15 protein-coding genes, 1 tRNA gene and 1 rRNA gene are annotated in these 20,942 nt (G+C 39.0%); 12 read left to right on the forward strand and 5 right to left on the reverse strand.

All coding sequences use genetic code 11. From position 1 onward, the window contains the following. The first annotated feature begins 5 nt into the window (after nt 1-5). The 10 genes from ACSSS3_RS14925 (at nt 6) to ACSSS3_RS14970 (ending at nt 13,722) form a co-directional block, all read left to right on the forward strand. Nucleotides 6-341, forward strand: a complete 336-nt coding sequence (locus ACSSS3_RS14925; protein ID WP_442845300.1) for a hypothetical protein — start codon at nt 6-8, stop codon at nt 339-341. Between the two features lie 15 nt (nt 342-356). Next, nucleotides 357-662 carry a DUF6804 family protein gene (locus tag ACSSS3_RS14930; protein ID WP_442845301.1) on the forward strand — a complete coding sequence of 102 codons (306 nt, stop codon included), beginning with the start codon at nt 357-359 and terminating at the stop codon, nt 660-662. Beyond that, nucleotides 662-3,130, forward strand: a complete 2,469-nt coding sequence (locus ACSSS3_RS14935; RefSeq protein WP_442845302.1) for a type I restriction-modification system subunit M — start codon at nt 662-664, stop codon at nt 3,128-3,130. The genes ACSSS3_RS14930 and ACSSS3_RS14935 overlap by 1 nt, the downstream gene beginning before the upstream one ends. A gap of 2 nt (nt 3,131-3,132) precedes the next feature. Continuing rightward, the gene (locus ACSSS3_RS14940) at nt 3,133-4,437 is read left to right on the forward strand and encodes a restriction endonuclease subunit S (protein ID WP_442845303.1); all 1,305 of its coding nucleotides are present in this window, start codon (nt 3,133-3,135) and stop codon (nt 4,435-4,437) included. Nucleotides 4,438-4,439: 2 nt separating this feature from the next. Continuing rightward, nucleotides 4,440-5,480 carry a toll/interleukin-1 receptor domain-containing protein gene (locus ACSSS3_RS14945; protein ID WP_442845304.1) on the forward strand — a complete coding sequence of 347 codons (1,041 nt, stop codon included), beginning with the start codon at nt 4,440-4,442 and terminating at the stop codon, nt 5,478-5,480. A gap of 103 nt (nt 5,481-5,583) precedes the next feature. Next, nucleotides 5,584-6,669: a DUF4917 family protein gene (locus tag ACSSS3_RS14950; protein WP_442845305.1), complete on the forward strand. Its 1,086-nt coding sequence runs from the start codon at nt 5,584-5,586 to the stop codon at nt 6,667-6,669. Further along, nucleotides 6,666-8,105, forward strand: a complete 1,440-nt coding sequence (locus ACSSS3_RS14955; protein WP_442845306.1) for a DUF262 domain-containing protein — start codon at nt 6,666-6,668, stop codon at nt 8,103-8,105. Before ACSSS3_RS14950 ends, ACSSS3_RS14955 begins: the two co-directional genes overlap by 4 nt. Nucleotides 8,106-8,109: 4 nt before the next feature. Continuing rightward, the gene (locus ACSSS3_RS14960; protein WP_442845307.1) at nt 8,110-10,050 is read left to right on the forward strand and encodes a DUF262 domain-containing protein; all 1,941 of its coding nucleotides are present in this window, start codon (nt 8,110-8,112) and stop codon (nt 10,048-10,050) included. After that, nucleotides 10,043-13,099 carry a type I restriction endonuclease subunit R gene (locus ACSSS3_RS14965; RefSeq protein ID WP_442845308.1) on the forward strand — a complete coding sequence of 1,019 codons (3,057 nt, stop codon included), beginning with the start codon at nt 10,043-10,045 and terminating at the stop codon, nt 13,097-13,099. The genes ACSSS3_RS14960 and ACSSS3_RS14965 overlap by 8 nt, the downstream gene beginning before the upstream one ends. A gap of 29 nt (nt 13,100-13,128) precedes the next feature. Continuing rightward, entirely contained in the window at nt 13,129-13,722 is a 594-nt protein-coding gene (locus tag ACSSS3_RS14970) for a hypothetical protein (protein WP_442845309.1), read from the forward strand. A 45-nt stretch (nt 13,723-13,767) separates the two neighbouring features. Here the strand turns inward: ACSSS3_RS14970 and ACSSS3_RS14975 are convergent, their stop codons facing one another. The 5 genes from ACSSS3_RS14975 to ACSSS3_RS14995 form a co-directional block, all read right to left on the reverse strand. Further along, the gene (locus ACSSS3_RS14975; protein WP_442845310.1) at nt 13,768-14,250 is read right to left on the reverse strand and encodes a YqiA/YcfP family alpha/beta fold hydrolase; all 483 of its coding nucleotides are present in this window, start codon (nt 14,248-14,250) and stop codon (nt 13,768-13,770) included. A gap of 16 nt (nt 14,251-14,266) precedes the next feature. Then, complete coding sequence (locus ACSSS3_RS14980; RefSeq protein ID WP_442845311.1) at nt 14,267-14,602, reverse strand: cyclic-phosphate processing receiver domain-containing protein; 336 nt, start codon at nt 14,600-14,602, stop codon at nt 14,267-14,269. A 1,072-nt stretch (nt 14,603-15,674) separates the two neighbouring features. After that, nucleotides 15,675-15,983, reverse strand: coding sequence for a hypothetical protein (locus tag ACSSS3_RS14985; RefSeq protein ID WP_442845312.1), 309 nt, complete (start codon nt 15,981-15,983; stop codon nt 15,675-15,677). 362 nt (nt 15,984-16,345) lie between these two features. Beyond that, nucleotides 16,346-16,825, reverse strand: coding sequence for a DUF6252 family protein (locus ACSSS3_RS14990; RefSeq protein WP_442845313.1), 480 nt, complete (start codon nt 16,823-16,825; stop codon nt 16,346-16,348). Nucleotides 16,826-17,034: 209 nt separating this feature from the next. Next, the gene (locus ACSSS3_RS14995) at nt 17,035-17,397 is read right to left on the reverse strand and encodes a hypothetical protein (RefSeq protein WP_442845314.1); all 363 of its coding nucleotides are present in this window, start codon (nt 17,395-17,397) and stop codon (nt 17,035-17,037) included. Between the two features lie 1,748 nt (nt 17,398-19,145). Here ACSSS3_RS14995 and ACSSS3_RS15000 point away from each other — a divergent pair. Both ACSSS3_RS15000 and ACSSS3_RS15005 read left to right on the forward strand, forming a co-directional pair. Continuing rightward, a 16S ribosomal RNA gene (locus ACSSS3_RS15000) occupies nt 19,146-20,673 on the forward strand. 135 nt (nt 20,674-20,808) lie between these two features. Then, a tRNA-Ile gene (locus ACSSS3_RS15005) sits at nt 20,809-20,882 on the forward strand. Nucleotides 20,883-20,942: the final 60 nt, after the last annotated feature.

Genomic DNA, 20,942 nt, shown 5'->3' on the forward strand with positions numbered 1-20,942 from the left:
AAAATATGCCTCTAGTCTACACTATTCTGGCGCTTAACTTCAATCTTGTTACAGCTGTGTTCCTAACCCATAAATGGGTGATGAATTACATAACATTCCTGATTGCAGAGAACAGCGACACGTTTATAATGATTGCAAGTACCTCATTGGTTATTGTAGCGAACGGCGTTGTGATTGTAATTTCCTATCTGTTTGCGGAGGTAATGGGAGGAATGATGAAGCGAACAGATCTGGATTTTTTAAAGCCTGTATTTTGGATAACCATTAATTTGTGCCTCCTGCATTTAACCATCAATGCCTATGAGGTTTTTATCAATAGCAACACGTTTTCCATTTATTAAAGTCAATATTTACTAATGTATACATCTGTAATCATAAAACTTATACTGTCAATTCTTTTCCTGATTTGCCTATTTCAATTACCCTATGGATACTATGAATTTGTGCGTTTTGCTGCTTTGGTAGGCTTTGCCTGGTTGGGATATAGGGCTTATCAAAAAGGAAATTTTAAAGCTGCATTTGTCTATGGAGCTTTGGCACTTTTGTTTCAACCCTTGCTTAAAATCGCACTGGGACGTACTTTATGGAATATAGTTGATGTTTTAGTTGCTGTAGGTCTGCTAGCTTCCCTATTTTTAGGAACAGAAAAATCTAAAAATTAATGAACCACACTACCCATAATAAATTAGTTTCCTTTATCTGGTCTATTGCAGACGATTGCCTGCGCGATGTCTATGTACGCGGTAAATACCGAGACGTGATTCTGCCTATGGTCGTTCTGCGTCGTCTGGATGCTTTGCTTGAAGAAACCAAAGAAGCCGTTCTTGAGGAAGTACGCTTCCAGAAAGAGGAAATGAAGTTTACCGAGTTTGAAGACGGTGGTTTGCGAGATGCTTCGGGCTATGTGTTTTACAATACCAGTAAATGGACTTTACAGAGCTTGCACAATACCGCGACCAACAGTCAGCAGATTTTACAGGCAAACTTTGAAGACTATCTCAACGGTTTTAGTGATAATGTAAAGGAAATTATTTCCAAGTTTAACCTGAAACGTCAGGTTGCCCATATGGCTAATAAAGACGTGCTGCTTGATGTCCTGGAAAAATTTACTTCGCCTTACATCAACGTAACGCCTAACGACAAGGAAGATCCGGAAGGCAGAAAACTTCCCGGATTATCTAATCTGGGGATGGGCTATGTGTTTGAAGAACTCATCAGAAAGTTTAATGAAGAGAATAACGAGGAGGCCGGGGAGCACTTTACGCCGCGTGAGGTGATTGACCTGATGACCCATCTGGTTTTTGAACCTATAAAAGACAAGCTCCCTCCGGTTATGACCATTTACGATCCCGCTTGTGGAAGTGGTGGGATGCTTACCGAATCGCAAAACTTTATCAAGGATGAAGAAGGCATTATCAAGGCGATGGGCGATGTTTATCTCTATGGTAAGGAAATCAACGATGAGACCTATGCCATTTGTAAAAGTGATATGATGATCAAGGGTAACAACCCCGAAAACATTCGCGTGGGTTCTACCTTGTCTGTTGATGAGTTTCAGGGGACGGCTTTTGACTTTATGTTGTCTAACCCGCCGTATGGAAAATCCTGGAGCAGCGAGACCAAATACATCAAAGACGGCAAGGATGTAATAGACCCCCGTTTTAAGGTGGTGCTAAAGGACTACTGGGGTAAGGAAGAAGAAGTAGATGCAACACCACGCAGCAGCGACGGGCAGTTGTTGTTTTTGATGGAAATGGTAAACAAAATGAAGCCCCTGCATCAAAGTCCGGCAGGTAGCCGTATTGCCTCGGTACATAACGGGAGCAGCCTGTTTACGGGCGATGCCGGTGGAGGGGAAAGCAATATACGGAGATATATCATTGAAAACGATTTGCTCGAAGCCATCATCCAGATGCCCAATAACCTGTTTTACAACACCGGGATTACTACCTATATCTGGTTGTTAAGCAACAATAAAACTGCAGCACGTAAGGGTAAGGTACAGCTTATAGACGCCAGCCAGCTTTATCAAAAACTGCGTAAGAACCTGGGGAATAAAAACTGTGAGTTTTCACAGGATCACATACGTGAAATTACTTCGAGTTACGCGGAGCTTGCCGAAGTTTCCCGAACAATAGACCCGGAGACGAACGCCGAAGTAGAAGGCCTGGCGGCACAGGTTTTTGATAATGCAGATTTTGGCTATTATAAAGTTACCATTGAGCGCCCACAACGTTTAAGAACACAATTGACACCAGACAAGATCGAAACGCTTCGCTATGACAACTATTTGGAAGCGCCTATGCAGTATGCCTACACCAGCTTTGGCGATAAGGTGTATATCGACCTGGCCTCCCTTGAAGAGGAAATCTTGAACTGGTGTGAAACCAATGATTTTGACCTGAGTACCAAGCATAAAAAGAAGTTGCTGAGCCCGGCAACCTGGGAAAAGCAACGCGAACTTGTGGAGCTGGCTCAAAAGCTTCACGGTTCTTTGGGTGAGCAGAAGTATATGGATTTTAATGTGTTTACTAAAGAAGCAGATCAAGTCTTTAAAGAACTCAAGCTAAAACCAAGCGCTACCCAGAAGAAAGCTATTTATGCTGCGGTAAGCGTGTATGATGAGAACGCCGCTAAGGTCATTAAGAAAAAGGAAAAACTAAGCGGCGAAAAGCTGAGTAACCTTTTAGCACACCTGGGGTGTAAAGAAGCAGATCTTGCGCACTTTGGCTATTTCTCTCAAGCCAGTTTAGATGAAGAAGCTCATGTGTCAGTTCGAGATGTCACCCTGAGCTTGTCGAAGGGGCAGTCGAGAACCGTGTCACAGTCGAAAAGCGAGAAGAGTCTTAAACCCGGAGAATACCTTACCTACGAGACCGAAACCAACCTCCGCGATTATGAAAGTGTGCCTTTAAAACAAGACATACACGAGTATTTTAAAGCAGAAGTATTGCCTCACGTGCCCGAAGCCTGGATTAATCTGGATGCCGTGAAGATAGGTTATGAAATTAGCTTTAATAAATACTTTTACCGGCATACGCCCCTACGCCCGCTGGAAACCGTAGCACAGGAGATCCTGCAACTGGAGCAGGAAAACGAGGGTTTAATACTGGAAATTTTGAACACATAGAGATGGCAACAGCAGAACAAACACAGGTTGCCAAACCTGCTAGAAGTTATGATGCTTATAAAGACTCTGGCGTGGAATGGTTAGGGGAGGTTCCTGAAAGTTGGATGATAATTAGGATGAAATTTCTATATCGAGATTATTCTGAGAAAAATAAACCAACTGAGGAACTTCTATCTGTCACACAGGATAGAGGAGTTATTCCAAGAGATTGGATAGAAAATAGAATGGTAATGCCCTCAGGGAATCTTGAATCTTTTAAATTCATTGAAGAAGGTGATTTTGCAATAAGTCTAAGATCTTTTGAAGGTGGTTTGGAATATTGTTATCATAACGGAATTATATCACCAGCTTATACTGTTTTAAAATCTAGAAGGGAGGATTTGTTAGATAAGTATTATAAATATTTATTTAAAAGTAGTTCGTTCATATCTGAACTTCAAACGAGTGTCGTAGGTATTAGACAAGGAAAGAATATAAGTTTTGATGAATTGTCTTATTCTATAATGCCAATTCCACCACTCCCAGAACAAACCGCCATTGCCAACTATCTGGATAAAAAGACCGCCAAGATAGACACCGCCATTGCTCAAAAAGAAAAACTCATTACCCTGCTAAAAGAGCGCAAGCAAATCCTCATACAAAATGCGGTGACTAAAGGGCTTAATCCTAATGTCAAGCTAAAAGATTCAGGCGTAGAGTGGATAGGTGAGATCCCGGAGCATTGGGAGGTGAAGCGTGTTAAACATATTTTAGAAGAAAGAACTGAGCGATCTATGAGTGGTCAAGAACCTTTATTTATGATGAGCCAAGTTCACGGCCTTGTTGTAAGAGCGGACTATCACGATAAAGCTGAAGTGGCTCAAAACAATGAAGGAAATAAAATTGTAAAGAAAAATGATTTAGTTTTTAATAAGCTTAAAGCTCATTTAGGAGTTTTTTTTAAAAGTACAATCGATACAGATGGTTTAGTAAGTCCGGACTACGCAGTTTATTATACAAAAGACTTGATAGAAGATTTAAAATTTTTGGAATTACTATTTCGAAATCCCAACTACATTGAACAGTTTATATGTAAAGCTACCGGCATTGTTGAGGGATTAATACGTTTATACACATCTGATCTATTTAGCTTACATATTGCAGTTCCGCCAAAAGGAGAACAAAAGGAAATCTTAGAATTTATATATGCTAAAAACCAAAAAATAGACAAGGCTATTGGTTTACAGCAACAGCAAATAGTGAAGTTACAGGAGTATAAACGGGTGTTGGTAGATAGTTGTGTGACGGGGAAAATTAAGGTTTGTTAAGTATGGAGAAAATCACAAAAATTTTCATCAGTTATTCCTGGGACAGTGAATCACATAAGCAATGGGTGATTAAACTTGCAAATTACTTAATAGAAACGGGCGGCTGTGATGTTACGTTGGATCAATATGATTTAAGTGCTGGGGGTAATATGACACATTTTATGGAGAGAGGTGTTGAAGAAGCTGATAAAGTATTATTAATAATGACTCCTAACTACAAAGTGAAGGCAGATCAACGCCAAGGTGGTGTAGGTATGGAATACTCAATGATTTCCCAAAGTTTATACCAGATGCAGAATGATAATGATAAATTTCTGCCAGTTCTGAGAAATGGTACTTTACAGAGTAGTGCGCCAGTTTATATACAGACTACTATTTATCATGATATGACTAATGATCTTTTGTTTGATAAAAAGGCTTTTGAGTTATTAAGAATAATACATAAGCAACCTCATTTAGTAAAACCTAAGCGTGGTATTTTACCAGATTTTTCAAATCCCAGTCCAAATGCCTTAGAAACTAATTTTGATGATGGCTTTGCGGCTAGTGCAGCAAAAATTTTAAAAGCAAAACAGTTAGAGAAAGAACTAGATAATTTATATAAATCAAAAGCCGGTGTACTTTTAGCTGTTGAGTCTGCCACAAAGATATTTGAGGCCATAGAACGCAAAGCAAGGGCATATTCTTTAAAAATGGGGATCATACTTTTTACAGAACGTTTCAATAATAATAATTCATTAAGAGTACAAGCTGGAGATTTTTATGCAATTGCAGACTACACAGGATATACGGACGACCAGGTTAGATTGATATCTATAGAATTTAGATCTGGGGAAGATAAATACTACAAACCAAAGTCTAATCAAATGAGTCACTTTATCACATTGCTAAATGCTAATGGAGATGACAATAAATATTTTCCATACTTCAACGATGATAAAACTGTGGGATGGAAGACAGGTGAAATTGAATATGATGAAGATGATCTAGTAAGCAGTTTTTTTACAATGCTTTTGGATGAAATGAGTAAGAAACGAAAATAGTTTTTGATACTAGAAAAAAATACTGCTGTAACTAGGAAAGGCAACGCAAAAAAGACTTGTTCGATTTAGACTTAATAGTTTGTAAGATAAAAGTTAAAAAAGTATGGCATCAGGAAACATAAGTCAAGATTTAAAATTTGAAGATATACCCTCATATCAAGATGTATTGAAAAAACTTGGCGACAGGAGCCACAGTAGGTATGCGAAGCATTTAATTATGGGAAATGGTTTTAGTATGTCATACGATCACAAAATATTTTCCTACAATGCTCTGTATGATTTTATAGATAACTTGAAAGACCCCACTCTCTCAAAATTATTTGAGGTCATCAATACAAAAAACTTTGAGCTGATAATGCGTCAATTGGATAGCTTCATTGAAATAGCCAAAGCGTTTGATACGGATACTAAACTTATAGAGGCTTTGGAAGACGCAAATAAACTCCTACAAACCAGTTTAATTGATGCGGTTAGCGAGCTACATCCAGAACATGTTTTTGAAGTTGAAGAGGATAGAAGTAAGGCTTGTTTTAATTTTTTAAATGAGTTTTTAAAAAATAATGGTAAAGTATTTTCTACAAATTATGATTTATTGCTTTACTGGGTATTATTACGAAACGAATCTAAAGAAGCAAATGACGGTTTTGGAAGAGAGCATCTTAACCCTGTAGAAACTAGAAGAGGTCAAGAAGATGCAGAGTATGGAGAGCTATACTGGGGTAAACATAAAGAAGACCAGAAAGTATTTCACGTTCATGGCACCTTACCAATTTTTGATACAGGTACTGAAATTGAAAAGGAAGTATATAGAGATCGCCACTATTTGTTAACAAATATTAAAGAGCGAATGAATAATAAGGATTATCCTGTATTTGTTACGGCAGGAGATGGAAACGAAAAACTCAACCATATTTACCATAATAGATATCTGACCTTTTGTTATGAGAAGTTGAGTAGCATAACGGGATACTTAGTTTCTTTTGGCTTTAATTTTGGAGAATATGATTACCATATAATTGAAGCCGTAAACAAAGCAGCTAAAAGAGGTGCACAATCTGGAGATAAATTATTTAGTATTTATATAGGCGTGTATTCACCAGAAGATCTTGAATACATTAAAATTATTCAAGGAAAATTTGACTGTAAAGTAAACGTGTACAATTCCCAGACTGCTAATATATGGGGATGAAAACACTAATTAGTAATGATCTACAAGTTGCAAGTTGTACGCTTCAGCAGTTATTAGACACCACGAGAGTGGCAATACCTTCTACTAATATAAAAGGGCAGTTAATGATACCGGAGTATCAGCGCCCTTATGTGTGGGGAGAAAAGCAATTAAATCGCTTGCTGAATGATATGGCTGAATATCAAGCAGACCAAGCTGTAGATAAACCGCTGTATTACTTAGGAAGTATTATTTTACATCAAGATGGTGATCGATTAAAAATAATTGACGGTCAGCAACGTATTACAACTGCTCTGTTACTTCAAAAAATAAATCAACCCGCTTACAAAAGCGGTATTGTATTTAATAATTCGCTCAGCATTAAGAATATAAAATACAATCTATCTTACCTTAAAAGTGTACATAACAAAGAAATATTTGACTTTCGCGACTGTGAAGTCATCTCCCAGACAGACTTTGATAAAATCAATATAACTGTAGTTGTAACATCAACAGAAGATCTGGCTTATACATTTTTTGAAACGCAAAACACTGGTGGTGTACGCCTAGATGGTAGCGACATTCTTAAAGCTCATCATTTACGAGCTATAACCTCAAAAAAGATAGTCAACTATCAAGCAAAAAGGTGGGAGTCGATAGCTAGTGAGAATGTTGAGAATATTGTGCAGCAATTAACTAAAATTCGTTTTTGGGACAACAGGCATTGGAAGAACTTTCCATTCTATAGAGATAGAGACGGAATAAAAGAAGCATTGATTGAAGAATTCACAGTAAATACCAAGAATGACTTTCAAGATATTTCTTTTTATTACAGTGCAGTGAAAAAAGAACACGGTCGCTTACTGCAAATGCACGAAAGTAGTTATAAACAACTTAAACAGCCACTTTCAAATGGTAATAATACTCTAGATTATATTTCTGATTACATTAATTTGTATGAAGTATTATTTAAAAAGGCCAACGACTATCGTATTGATGATTCTTTTTTTGAGTTCAATGAAAAAGTAGTGCACGGCTGGTATGGCACTTTATTTTTAAAGGAACTTTATCAGGTAGCTATTATTGCTTATGTAAGTCGTTTTGGTTTTTATAGATTGTTTGAAGCAGCCCTTTGGTTATATCGTGTTATTTACTCTATGCGAGTTTCGATGGGAAGAAATGTTAGAGAAGATAGTGTATACAAATTTGTATACGATAATCAATTCATTGATAATATCCTAGAGGTATATACGGTTGACGAATTGTTGTTGTTCCTAAAGAAATTTCATTATGAGTTTAACACAGATAATGCTGAAGAAAACAAATCAAAAGGACATCATCTTAATACCTTGAACGGTTATTTTGAAGGTTTAAAACCTGTTGATTATTATCGTGAAAGTCCAAGAGATTTTGATAAGGACTTTATGCAAAGTATTGCTAACAGAATAAAAGGATGATCTTATGAGTAATATGTTTAAAACTAGTATTGTTAGTTTGAGGTCATTAAATGAATTAGGCTTTAGTATACCAACCTATCAGCGACCCTATGTATGGGGTAATGAACAGCTGAAGAAGTTGTTAGATGATTTTTACCTCAGTTTTAAAAATGATTCTGATTCAATCTATTACATTAGTTCATTCTTGACTAAAGAAGAAGGAAATATAGCAGAGCTGATAGATGGGCAACAACGTTTCACTACCTTATGGTTGATCTCTTTGATATTGAGCAGGATGTGTCCCAATTCTGATATATCGCAATTTTTGGAAAAGGATGAAGAGTTAAGGCTTGATTTTGAAATAAGAAAAGAGGTACGGGAGTATTTAGTGTTACTCTTAAAGGATAATACCTCTTTTAATAAAATTAAAGATGATACCTATATCGAAGAACAACCTTATCTAAAAAATATCGCTGCTGCCTTAGTATTTATAAAAAGTCATATCAAGCAGTCTATCCCTGATGAAAAGTTGACAGAATTTGGCAATTATATATATTACAATGTTCATCTCATAAAAAATACAACGCCTTATAAAACAGATCTTAATAAGCTTTTTTCTACTATAAACAGTGCAGGTGTACAACTAGAACAGACGGATATTGTAAAAGCTAACCTTTTGAAATTAATTGACAATAAGGTTAGGTACAGCAAGATTTGGGAAACCTGTGAGAATATGTCCAATTTCTTTGAGCGCAATGCTAGAATCTCTTTTCCTGACACAGATTGGAAGTCTGTGGATTTGAGTAGCCATATTTCATTTAATCCAGAGATATTTCAATTTGAAGATCAAGAGAAGTCTGAGGATAATAAAACTAAAATCTTTAGTGTTGATGGTCTAGATTTAAACAGTCTTGAAGATTATAAAAATCCAGAAAAAAAGAATGACAACGAGGATGGTAGAAAGTCACAAGAAATTTACTGCCGTTCAATCATTAGCTTCAGCCAACTACTTTTACATACTTACAGATTACATTTACATAAAGAAGGCTTACCTGATTTCGAAGGAACTTTTCACGTATCAAGACTTATACAAATATTTGAGTCACTAGAAAAAAGAAATAATCCCGAGGAAATAAAAAGATTCTTTCATCTTTTATGGGATGTACGATATTTATTTGATAAGTATATAATTAAATGGATTTCAGATGTTGAAACTAAACAAGAGCATCTCGAGTTGGTTAATTATAATAAAAATAAAGAGAGTAATTATTCTCGATCAAAATATGTAAAATCAAGTAGTCTTATGCTTCAAAGTGTACTATATTTTACGGGAGACTACCTTAGACAATATTGGTTAACAACATATTTGGGATATTTGCTTCAAAATCATTCAAATGAATCAGCAACTCATTTAGGTCATTTAAATTATCTGGAGAAGATAGATAACACATTCTCTTTGGTAACTAAGAAAACAGATAAAGAGTTATCTTGGGAATTACTAAACTTAAATGCCTTAATAGAAATAGATTTTAATATTGAAGCTTATCTAAATCAAAGTATTGGTACATCATACAAGCATTATTGGTTTCAAAAGTTAGAATACATACTCTGGAAAAATTGGGAACATAGAGAGAATGAACTTTTTAAAAATTATAGAATTACCTCTAAAAACTCAATAGAACATATATACCCTCAACATCCTGAAAATAGAATACAACATCCTGAAATAGCTGAACAAGACTTACATTCTTTTGGAAATTTAGTTTTACTAAGTGTTTCTCAAAACAGCGAATACAGTAATAAGTCTGTTAGAGTAAAGAAATCTATGTTTGAAGAAAAAAGGGAGACCTACGATGCTTTAAAGTCAGTAGATATATTTTCAAGTAGCCAATGGTCATCTTTTGAAATTGAGCGCCATAAAAATAAGATGATCGCAGTAATACTTAAACATTATCGAAATGCCTAGCCAAACCAACGAACAAGCCTTAGAGGCAGCCATAGAAAAAACATTGACCGGGATTACCCTGGAGGAAATCAAGGCTGCAGGAGGTTCGGTTCAGGAGGCTGCAGAAACCTATCATACACCCGGTAAGTTTTTAATAGGTTCGGCTCAGGATTTTGATCCCAAATACGCATTAGATACCCGCTACTTTTGGCATTTTCTGGAAAGCACTCAGGAAGAGGAACTCAATAAACTCAAACGCGCCTCAGACTGGCAGTTAAAAATCCTGGAGCGTTTTGATCGTATGGTCAAAAAATACGGTTTGTTACGCGTGTTGCGTAAAGGCCTTGAGGTAGAAGACGCGCATTTTAGCCTACTGTATCAATTGCCTTTAGCCAGCAGTGGTAAAAGCATTCAGGAGAATTTTAAAAAGAACTGTTTTAGCGTCACCCGTCAGGTACGTTATAATCCTGAGAATCTTAGGGAAGAAATCGATATGGTTGTTTTTATAAACGGTCTGCCTATCGCTACCTTAGAACTTAAAAACCATTGGACGGGTCAAAATGCGCTCACACATGGTATCAAGCAATATAAATTTGACCGGGACATCAGGCAGCCCTTACTCAACTTTGGCCGCTGTCTGGTACACTTTGCAGTAGATACTGAGGAGGTGTATATGACTACCAAACTCAATGGGGCGAGTACTTTTTTTCTTCCATTTAATAAGGGCAACAATAATGGGAAGGGCAACCCCGTAAATCCCTTTGGGCACAAGACTGCCTATCTTTGGGAGGATGTTTTTCAGCCAAAAAGTCTGGTCAATATCATTCAGCATTTTGTGCGCTTTGATGGCAAGTCAACAGACAAGCTGGCAACGCGAACTTTATTCTTTCCCCGTTATCACCAGCTTGATGTCGTGCGTAAACTTATTGATGATGTTTCGCGTCGGGGTGTGGGTAAGACCTATTTGATTCAACATTCTGCCGGTTCAGGAAAATCTAATTCCATAACCTGGGCGGCATATCAACTTATTGAAGCCTATCCCGAGCATCCGCAATTACCGGGGGCACGTGGTATGGAGTATCCTTTGTTTGATTCGGTAATTGTGGTGACAGACCGCCGAATTTTAGATAAGCAATTGCGGGATAACATACGCGAATTTTCAGAAGTCAAAAACATACTCGCCCCGGCTTATTCTTCTCAGGATTTAAAAAACAGTCTGGAGCAGGGCAAAAAGGTAATTGTAACGACCATTCAGAAGTTTCCCTTTATCATAGATGGTATTGCAGATCTTAGTGATAAGCGTTTTGCCGTAATTATTGATGAGGCCCACAGTTCGCAGGGTGGCAGTAATGCCGGCAAAATGAATCAGGCTATGGGTGGGATGACTGAAACAGATGAAGACGAGGAAGACGGGCAGGACAAGATTTTAAAAGCGATGAAAGCGCGTAAGATGAAAGGTAATGCCTCGTATTTTGCCTTTACCGCCACACCTAAAAATACTACCCTTGAACGTTTTGGCACCAAACAGGAAGATGGTACGTTTAAACCCTTTCACCTGTACTCTATGAAACAGGCTATTGAAGAAGGTTTTATTCTTGATATTTTGGCAAACTATACCACCTACAAAAGCTACTACGAGATTGAGCGCTCTATAGAAGATAATCCGCTGTTTGATACCGCCAAAGCACAAAAGAAACTGAAAGCTTTTGTAGAAAAAGACAAGCGCACCATTGCAACCAAGGCTGAGGTAATGATGGATCATTTTATTACCCACGTAGTCAAAAAGAAGAAATTAAAAGGTAAGGCCAAAGCCATGGTGGTTACTCAAAGTATTGAGTCGGCCATACGCTATTACCAGGCGATCAATAGTATTTTAGATAGTAAAGGCAATCCGTTTAAAATCATCATTGCTTTTTCAGGGAAGAAAGCGGTTGACGGAGTTGAATATACCGAAGCCGATCTTAATGGTTTTGCAGATTCAGAAACCAAGGATCATTTTGATACCGATGATTACCGTATGCTGGTAGTGGCCAATAAATACCTTACCGGTTTTGACCAACCCAAGCTAAGCACGATGTATGTCGATAAAAAGCTACAGGGTGTTTTAGCGGTGCAGGCATTAAGCCGATTAAATCGTTCGGCAGGCAAGTACGGTAAGAAAACGGAAGATCTTTTTGTATTGGATTTTTTCAATAAGGTAGAGGAGATCAAAGAAGCTTTTGATCCGTTTTACACGGCTACGAGTCTCAACAGTGCCACAGATATCAATGTACTTCACGATCTAAAAGAGCATTTGGATGAAGTAGGGGTTTACGAATGGAGTGAAATAGAGGAGTTTGTTGAACTGTATTTTGATGGAGTAGACGCGCAACAGTTGAGTCCGCTGGTGGCAGTAGCAGCACAACGTTTTAATAATGACCTGGATTTAGAAGACACAGCGAAAGCCGATTTTAAAATTAAGGCGAAGCAGTTTGTGAAGATTTACGGGCAAATGGCAGCGATTATGCCCTATGAAATGTTGGTTTGGGAAAAACTGTTTTGGTTTCTGAAGTTTTTGATCCCAATGCTTATTGTAAAAGATCCTGACATCGATTTAATTGATGAATTGTTAGAGGCCGTAGACCTTTCCTCTTATGGTTTAGAACGAACCAAGCTTAACGAAACCATAGGTCTTGATGATGCCGATTCAGAATTAGACCCTCAAAAGGCAACCCCACGTGGAGCACACGGAGGAGGAGGTGAAGAGGATGAGCTCGAAGAAATTATCAGAACCTTTAATGAACGCTGGTTTCACGGCTGGGAAGCAACACCTGAAGAGCAGAAGGTGAAGCTATTGACGGTATCGAGCAGGGTTCAGCAGCATCCTGATTTTGAAGAGAAATACCTCAATAATCCGGACACACAAAATAAAGAACTGGCATTGCATAAAATGTTTAAAGAGGTTTTAAACCGCCAGCGCAAACAGGAAATGGAATTGTATCGACTGTCAGCTAAAGACGAATCCTTCTATCAGGCCTTTTTCGATACGATGAAGCGTATGATAGATCAAGGGCGTTATAACGCCTCCTAAATTATAAGTATAATTTCATCACTAATTCTATGACCAGTAACCGTAAAGTAGACAAATCGGCCTTTATTCAATTTTGCAAGCAATTAGCAAGTGTATGGGGAAGCACGCCCTTTGAAGAGCTGTTACAAGAAGCAAGAGAGGAGCTTTTAAAACCACTTTCACTTGCAGATTTTAAAAAGTATAATAATTTAGATAGTGGCTATGGTATTTATTGTTTTTGGTTAGAGCAAAAAGAGTTGGATGATTTGAAAAATTTTAAAGCCGTATGGAATAAGACCAAAGGAACTTATAAAATCACGCAGCCCACTCAAAAATGGTACAGCAAGAATCAGGTTGCAAAAAATGGTTTACGCCCTTTTTATATGGGAAAGAGGGAAGATGTAGTTAAGCGAATTCAAGAACACGCCTTTAAAAGTTCTAAGAGCACGTATGGCCTGCACCTATATAGAAATAAAACAGAATGGCAGGATAACATTTTTGTGAGTTATTTTATCCTTCCAAAGGAAGCCCTTTCAGAATTAAGTATTAAAGGCAATGAAGATAAGTATTTACAACAATTAGTCCTTTCATTTTTAGAGACTAGGCTGCGACAAGAATTTAGTCCAATGGTAGGAAAACAGTAGGTTTATAGATAGACACCTATTATATTAAAACTACTTTTGTCTGTCTTACTGATACTCAAAAAACTCCTGCACTTCCTCCTCAAACACTTCCAGCGAGGTACGATGTCCCATTTCGGCGCGGAGGTGGTAATCAAAACCGGCTTTAAGTTGGTCACCTAAAAAACGCAGCGTATCAGCCGGGTCAACAACCGAATCTTTTCCGCCCAAAACCACCTGGCCAAATCCCGAAGTTGGCGTTTTAAATGTCGGTATGTTTTGAGGCACCGAGCGCTTGACCAGGGCAGGATTAAAGAGTAATACCGGTTTATCAAAAGCCCGGCCCAGGTGAAAGGCTGCAAAACCACCCATACTGCTGCCTATTACATAGTCTATAGGTTGCCCTTTATACATCTCATAAACCTGCTGTACCGCATCGGGATTGTTGTGATAATCCAGATCAGGCGCCAGTACGCTGCCGTACTGTTCCAATACCGCCTTTTTAGCAGCATTGAGTTTACTTTCAAGTCCGTGGAGGTAGAGGAGGATCATATCAAAAAGGCAGATGTTAGTTCTGTTTTAAAAAGGCAATATAGTTGTTCAACAAACCCCTTATTTGTTCTGCAGCAACCGGGTTAGCCGAATGTACGTAAAACTGCAAATTCTTTAAATCAAGCCCGGACTCATACACCAGCCATTTGGCGGCAGCAAGTCCATCAGGCGCCAGATTTTCGTTCGCATCCAGTCCCAGATCGTTATCAAAACTGATGTATTGAGGCAGTCCGTTTTCCTGTATATATGCAACAAAAGCGGTATAACTGCGCACCACGATAAATTCCTGAGCCTGTTTGGGCTCATAGATCATATCGGGTGTGCGTATATCGTCTAGAAATAAGTGGTACATGGATTTATACTAGGTTTGTGCGAAAATACAAGAACATATTGAAAATCTTTCACCTATTAAAATGTTAACAAACTCTTAATTTTTCTCTTTTTAAAACCCGTTTTCATACTCTCTTCATACACTATCCTAGGCTTTGCTATGCCTTTGAGTAGGAGTTGCCGTGCTGGAGGCCCGGTTTTACAGGGGTTGAGCGGGGCTTCTATTTTGAGCTCAGCGGCAGCTTTGGCAAAAACTAACTGATTCGACAGAATCGGCGTGGATGTACGGAGGTGCTGGTTTTCAGCTCACAAGCCTGCTTTCTTTGTGGCCTAATTTAAATCTTTTTATTATGGCTAAACAAGCTGGAATTATCAAGTTGAAAGGTGTTCTCGATAAACCGATCATGGCCTCAAGCCTCGTCCGGCACTCGAAATGGCAGTTCTCGATACATTTGCTTTCGGCGTTTGGCCTCCATCAAATACTCGAACTGACAGTTCTCGATACATTTGCTTTCGGCTCAAGGCCTCAATCAAAGATTTGCTTCAGATGGGCGGGAGGTGTTTAGATTAATTAGAGGCCTGTTTGAAATGTAGAATCAGGATACGCGATACAATCTCACACGAAAAGTGGCAAGAGGCAAGTTGTAGGTAGGAGGTGAGAAGTAAGAAGTTGCAGACAGGTTCTGAGTTAGGAATTCAGAGTGTGGAGTCGGGTTCAAGGTTTAAAATTGAAAATTCAAAATAACTCTTAACTCAGCATGCTGCATTCAGAATTCGGCATTAGTAAGCAGTATCCGTTAGCAAGGTGCAGTCATTTCGAAGGAGCCAGAGCGACTGAGAAATCACATCCGCCTGGTTCAAGCTTGCCCATCGAAGGAAGGGAGTCTGATTTTCACCAAATCGAAAGCCTCCCCTGGGGAGGTTTGGAGGGATTTTGAGCGTTTAGAATTTAATGGTGTACGCAGAGTAAGGTTTAGATTAATCCAATACTTATAATATAAACTGAAGGTACGCGATACAATCGTGCACGAACCGGAGGAAAACCTTGCTGGCAGCAGTTCCCCCAAGCTATATGTAATGACAGCGTGCGTTTTTTATTTATTAGTTTTTTTTATCAAATCCGTAAAGTTGTCAGATACTTTTATTCGGTCATTTGCGTCCATCGGTATAAAGGGTATTGAGTAAACCTTATCGGTCAAAATCTCAACCGTCAGCATTTCTAATCCTCCGTCAGAACCAATGGCATAATATCCAGGAATATTTTCCTCAACATTATATCCTTTATTCCATTCGTCTAACTTTTCATTTGGCCATATTTCGAAATCCCATTCCTGCTCATGCATTGTTACACGAATGTTTCTAATGTTTTTTAAATGGGTTTTTATGTACTCTTTAGAGGTCATTTTCTTTTAATGCAATCCAGCGGTTTGGCTATGATTTCGGCGTGGAATCGTCCGCGGGACTATTCCGAAGAGAAATCAAGATTGATTTTTTATTTTACTTTTCGGTTATGCACTGTCGCCACGCTGAAATAGCCGTGTACGCGATATAGTCGCGCACGAACCGGGGATTTTTTGATGCAATATTTTAAATTCTTCGAATGTCATTTTAAGCTTGCAGGTAAGGTCGTGATTATCGCAAGTTGCGGTAGTAATGATGCGAATTTGTCCGCTTAGTTTTTTTTTAATTGATCTCTAAAATAGAAATTTTCAGCAAACTACCTGTTATTTGCGATGAGCCGTTGTTGTAATTAGTTTTTACTTTCTCAATCACGAATAGTACCTCTAAATTTACCATTCTTGAAAATTGTTTTGTCAATATCATTTTCTGGATTACTCCACTTTTTAAGCAGAGAAACTTGAAATTCTCCTTTTATGATATTAAGTTCTGAATCGTAATCGGTAATTTTTAATTGTGAGGTTGAATTTGCATCAAATGTGTAATTACTAGTGATTACATCTCCTCCTATTGTAGTGTAGTAATTAGTTTTGGAATTTTCTAAATTATAAGTTCCTTCACCTTTAAATTTTGTTTTAATAAAAATATGCTGCTCATTACCGTATCCCAGGATAGTTAAACTATCAGTAGGAGTATCAATATAAATTTCAGGAGTGCCTTTCCAATTCTCGTCATTTATAGATGCAGATATAAAATCAGATTCTTCTATGGCATCATCTTTTTGGCACGAACTAATTACAAATGATATTGTCACACACAATATTAAAACTTGAATAAAATTTTTCATAATAGGATTACTTTATAAAGTAGATGTATTTTAATCGAAAAGGTTGCGTAAAAATTATTTACAACGGTCGTGGCTATGGCAAGTGCGGGATTTCGAAGCCGCTTTCTTGTCTGCCTACCGTAAGTTTGTTTAGGGGTAATGTCTTCATATTTAAGCAGTCAACCCGCATTTGCTATAGCCGATGTTGGCGTGTCGTTTTTCTTCTTCTTTCAAAATTCAACGTTGTTGCTGTATCGAATGGCATCAATTACCTGACTTTCCATTTTTTCTGTTTGTCCGACCCAAATTGATTTTTTGTGATTAGGGTAGTCCCAAGTAAAAAAGTGAACTATCGAGTCAGTCAGGATTTCCTTCTTATTTAAAATTCCACCATCAAACTCGTTTAAATTGTCGTTGATGTTAATTGTGTAGTTTCTGTCTGGGTCTGTCCGAAAATAAATTTTGTGAGCATAGTCGTAATTATGTCCGATCAGTTCGTCAATTGTCTCGACTGGTTTGTTCCAAATGTCGAAATACCAGGAGGCAGTCAATCCGATAACTATAATTGAAAATACGACTATGAGTTTCTTCATTTTTCAAATGCACGTCAACTTGTTATATCAACATTAAATATATCAATATCCCTTTAAAATTGGTGGGATATCGACACTGTTTAGTTGCTCACTAGTGCTGGTATATCACTGGATCAAGCTTATGCCGTGAGAGTATGGGGAATGAAAAATAAAGCTAAGCGCTACAATCGCGCACGAACAGTTGCAGGAGGCAAGTTGCAGGTAGGAGGTGAGAAGTAGGAATTAAGAGGTAAGAAATCGGTTTAAAGTTCTGCGTGTGGAGTCGGGTTCAAGGATTAAAGTTGAAAATTCAAAATAACTCTTAACTCAGCATGCTGCATTCCGAATTAGTGTGCCGTTTTCAGAATGGAGCATTAGGAGTCAAGAGGGCTGTGCTTTGCAGAATAAAGCTGTGAGTACAAATCACAAGTTATATATATCCCTAGTCAATTTAAAATGAGCTCCCTTCTTCCCGAACCGTCGGGAGGAGAAGGGCGGGGGGATAAGGATAAGCCTCCTCTGGGGAGGTTTGGAGGGATTTTGAGCGTTCAGAATTTAATTGTGCACGCTGACTATGGTTTAGATTAATCCAATACTTATAATATAAACTGAAGGTACGCGATACAATCGCCCTCGAACTTGGTAGCTTAGTGTAGTAAAATTTGTGTCTAAGCCAGAGCTTGCAGGTTGACCCTTCGATACCATGCTGAGAGGGTCGCATCACTGGGTCTTTAAATACGAAATCAGAAATTAGAAATACAAAATAACTCAGAACGCTGCACTCCACATTCAGAATTGATGAAGCAGTGGCAGTTCTTCTTATGGAGATTTGATTGCTTTTTGCAATCACCGCGCTGTCGCTACTCGCTTTTTTCACTTCCCTTCGGTCGTAAAAAAGAGCTCACACATGCCGCTCCATCGCTAAGCCGTATTTCAGGCAGATGGGTTTTGAGAGCAAGCAGTCTTATATAGTAAAGTTGTTGTTTCTTTTAAATAACCCAATAACCCAATAACCCAATAACCCAATAACCCTCATTTCAGCTTTTCGATAAGAAAGAACTTTTGATTTAAAATAGGTAGAACCTGCATTTCAACGTTTTTTTTAGGGAATATCAGTGGATTCGCGGTTTTTAAGTTTTTTGTTTCAGGAGTAATTTGAGATTGAGAGCCGGGTTTTTAGAAAACTTTAAAAAAACTTTTGGGTGTAAGTGATTGGCAATTAGGCTTTGGTAAAAAAGATTTCAAAAAGTGGAGTAAAGCTGTTGCAGGGTTAGATAATCGTTCTATATTTGCGCCTCCAAAATCGGGTATAAAAAACGGTTTTACGTTCATTAAAAGGCTTCAAAAAATAAACTTAAAAAAAGTTTGTTAGTAAAGGGAAAAGGGTAGTATCTTTGCCCTCCGCTTTTTCGGCAACGAGGGCGGTGAAGTTCTTGAAAAATGTGCATTTGTCGGGGTAAAAATTTTAACATTTTTATTCTTGTTTGGCAAAGAAAAAAGGTTGTATATTTGCAGCCGCTTTCGCAGAGAGCAACGCACAATGAAATAGAGTGATTTGGTGATTTAGAAATGGGGTTCGATTCCCTAACACTTAGCAAGAAAATTTCTTCTTGAGATATTAGGAGAAAAGTTATTTGACATATTGAATTGACAACGCGTCCCGATTTTATATCGGGATTGAATTAAAACTAGAACGACCATTTTGAGCTTTCTTAGAGATAAGAAGGTGATTAAATTTCCTTATATCGTGGGATATTATATAAGACACTACGATGAAGAGTTTGATCCTGGCTCAGGATGAACGCTAGCGGCAGGCCTAACACATGCAAGTCGAACGGTAACAGGGAAAAGCTTGCTTTTCTGCTGACGAGTGGCGCACGGGTGCGTAACGCGTATGCAATCTGCCTTGTACTGGAGTATAGCCCAGGGAAACTTGGATTAATCCTCCATAGTCTATATTGATGGCATCATTTATATAGTAAAGGTTACGGTACAAGATGAGCATGCGTCCTATTAGCTAGTAGGTGTGGTAACGGCACACCTAGGCAACGATAGGTAGGGGTCCTGAGAGGGAGATCCCCCACACTGGTACTGAGACACGGACCAGACTCCTACGGGAGGCAGCAGTGAGGAATATTGGACAATGGGCGAAAGCCTGATCCAGCCATGCCGCGTGCAGGAAGACGGCCCTATGGGTTGTAAACTGCTTTTATACGGGAAGAATAAGTGTTATGTATAGCACGATGACGGTACCGTAAGAATAAGCACCGGCTAACTCCGTGCCAGCAGCCGCGGTAATACGGAGGGTGCAAGCGTTATCCGGAATCATTGGGTTTAAAGGGTCCGTAGGTGGACTAATAAGTCAGTGGTGAAAGTCTGCAGCTTAACTGTAGAATTGCCATTGATACTGTTAGTCTTGAATTGTTGTGAAGTAACTAGAATATGTAGTGTAGCGGTGAAATGCATAGATATTACATAGAATACCGATTGCGAAGGCAGGTTACTAACAATATATTGACACTGATGGACGAAAGCGTGGGGAGCGAACAGGATTAGATACCCTGGTAGTCCACGCCGTAAACGATGGTTACTAGCTGTCCGGCTCAATTGAGAGCTGGGTGGCCAAGCGAAAGTGATAAGTAACCCACCTGGGGAGTACGTTCGCAAGAATGAAACTCAAAGGAATTGACGGGGGCCCGCACAAGCGGTGGAGCATGTGGTTTAATTCGATGATACGCGAGGAACCTTACCAGGGCTTAAATGTAGTCTGACAGGGGTGGAAACACCTTTTTCTTCGGACAGATTACAAGGTGCTGCATGGTTGTCGTCAGCTCGTGCCGTGAGGTGTCAGGTTAAGTCCTATAACGAGCGCAACCCCTGTGGTTAGTTGCCAGCGAGTCAAGTCGGGAACTCTAGCCAGACTGCCAGTGCAAACTGTGAGGAAGGTGGGGATGACGTCAAATCATCACGGCCCTTACGTCCTGGGCCACACACGTGCTACAATGGTAGGTACAGAGAGCAGCCACCTCGCAAGGGGGAGCGAATCTATAAAACCTATCACAGTTCGGATCGGGGTCTGCAACTCGACCCCGTGAAGCTGGAATCGCTAGTAATCGCATATCAGCCATGATGCGGTGAATACGTTCCCGGGCCTTGTACACACCGCCCGTCAAGCCATGGAAGCTGGGGGTACCTGAAGTCCGTCACCGCAAGGAGCGGCCTAGGGTAAGACCGGTAACTGGGGCTAAGTCGTAACAAGGTAGCCGTACCGGAAGGTGCGGCTGGAACACCTCCTTTCTAGAGCTTTGCTGCTTAGCAGACAAAGACACGACTATAAGGAAAGGACTCGTTTTGGTTTTAGTTGTCAATTCAAGATATTTTTCAGTTGATGGTCCCGATACAAATCGGGATCATTCAATTGATCAATAGGACAGTCTCATAGCTCAGCTGGTTAGAGCGCTACACTGATAATGTAGAGGTCGGCAGTTCGAGTCTGCCTGAGACTACTGAGTACCGAAGGTACGAAGTATATCCGCGCAGGCGGATATCTTTAAGATTAAAGTCAC

The organism is Leeuwenhoekiella sp. H156 (assembly GCF_052218455.1).
In the GTDB taxonomy this organism is placed as follows: domain Bacteria; phylum Bacteroidota; class Bacteroidia; order Flavobacteriales; family Flavobacteriaceae; genus Leeuwenhoekiella; species Leeuwenhoekiella parthenopeia.

Coding starts and splice junctions, on each gene's coding strand:
- ACSSS3_RS14990 (WP_442845313.1), bottom strand. CDS start 16,825: ATGAAAAATTTTATTCAAGTTTTAATATTGTGTGTGACAATATCATTT.
- ACSSS3_RS14985 (WP_442845312.1), bottom strand. CDS start 15,983: ATGACCTCTAAAGAGTACATAAAAACCCATTTAAAAAACATTAGAAAC.
- ACSSS3_RS14975 (WP_442845310.1), bottom strand. CDS start 14,250: ATGATCCTCCTCTACCTCCACGGACTTGAAAGTAAACTCAATGCTGCT.
- ACSSS3_RS14925 (WP_442845300.1), top strand. CDS start 6: ATGCCTCTAGTCTACACTATTCTGGCGCTTAACTTCAATCTTGTTACA.
- ACSSS3_RS14955 (WP_442845306.1), top strand. CDS start 6,666: ATGAAAACACTAATTAGTAATGATCTACAAGTTGCAAGTTGTACGCTT.
- ACSSS3_RS14980 (WP_442845311.1), bottom strand. CDS start 14,602: ATGTACCACTTATTTCTAGACGATATACGCACACCCGATATGATCTAT.
- ACSSS3_RS14960 (WP_442845307.1), top strand. CDS start 8,110: ATGAGTAATATGTTTAAAACTAGTATTGTTAGTTTGAGGTCATTAAAT.
- ACSSS3_RS14945 (WP_442845304.1), top strand. CDS start 4,440: ATGGAGAAAATCACAAAAATTTTCATCAGTTATTCCTGGGACAGTGAA.
- ACSSS3_RS14995 (WP_442845314.1), bottom strand. CDS start 17,397: ATGAAGAAACTCATAGTCGTATTTTCAATTATAGTTATCGGATTGACT.
- ACSSS3_RS14935 (WP_442845302.1), top strand. CDS start 662: ATGAACCACACTACCCATAATAAATTAGTTTCCTTTATCTGGTCTATT.
- ACSSS3_RS14940 (WP_442845303.1), top strand. CDS start 3,133: ATGGCAACAGCAGAACAAACACAGGTTGCCAAACCTGCTAGAAGTTAT.
- ACSSS3_RS14965 (WP_442845308.1), top strand. CDS start 10,043: ATGCCTAGCCAAACCAACGAACAAGCCTTAGAGGCAGCCATAGAAAAA.
- ACSSS3_RS14970 (WP_442845309.1), top strand. CDS start 13,129: ATGACCAGTAACCGTAAAGTAGACAAATCGGCCTTTATTCAATTTTGC.
- ACSSS3_RS14950 (WP_442845305.1), top strand. CDS start 5,584: ATGGCATCAGGAAACATAAGTCAAGATTTAAAATTTGAAGATATACCC.
- ACSSS3_RS14930 (WP_442845301.1), top strand. CDS start 357: ATGTATACATCTGTAATCATAAAACTTATACTGTCAATTCTTTTCCTG.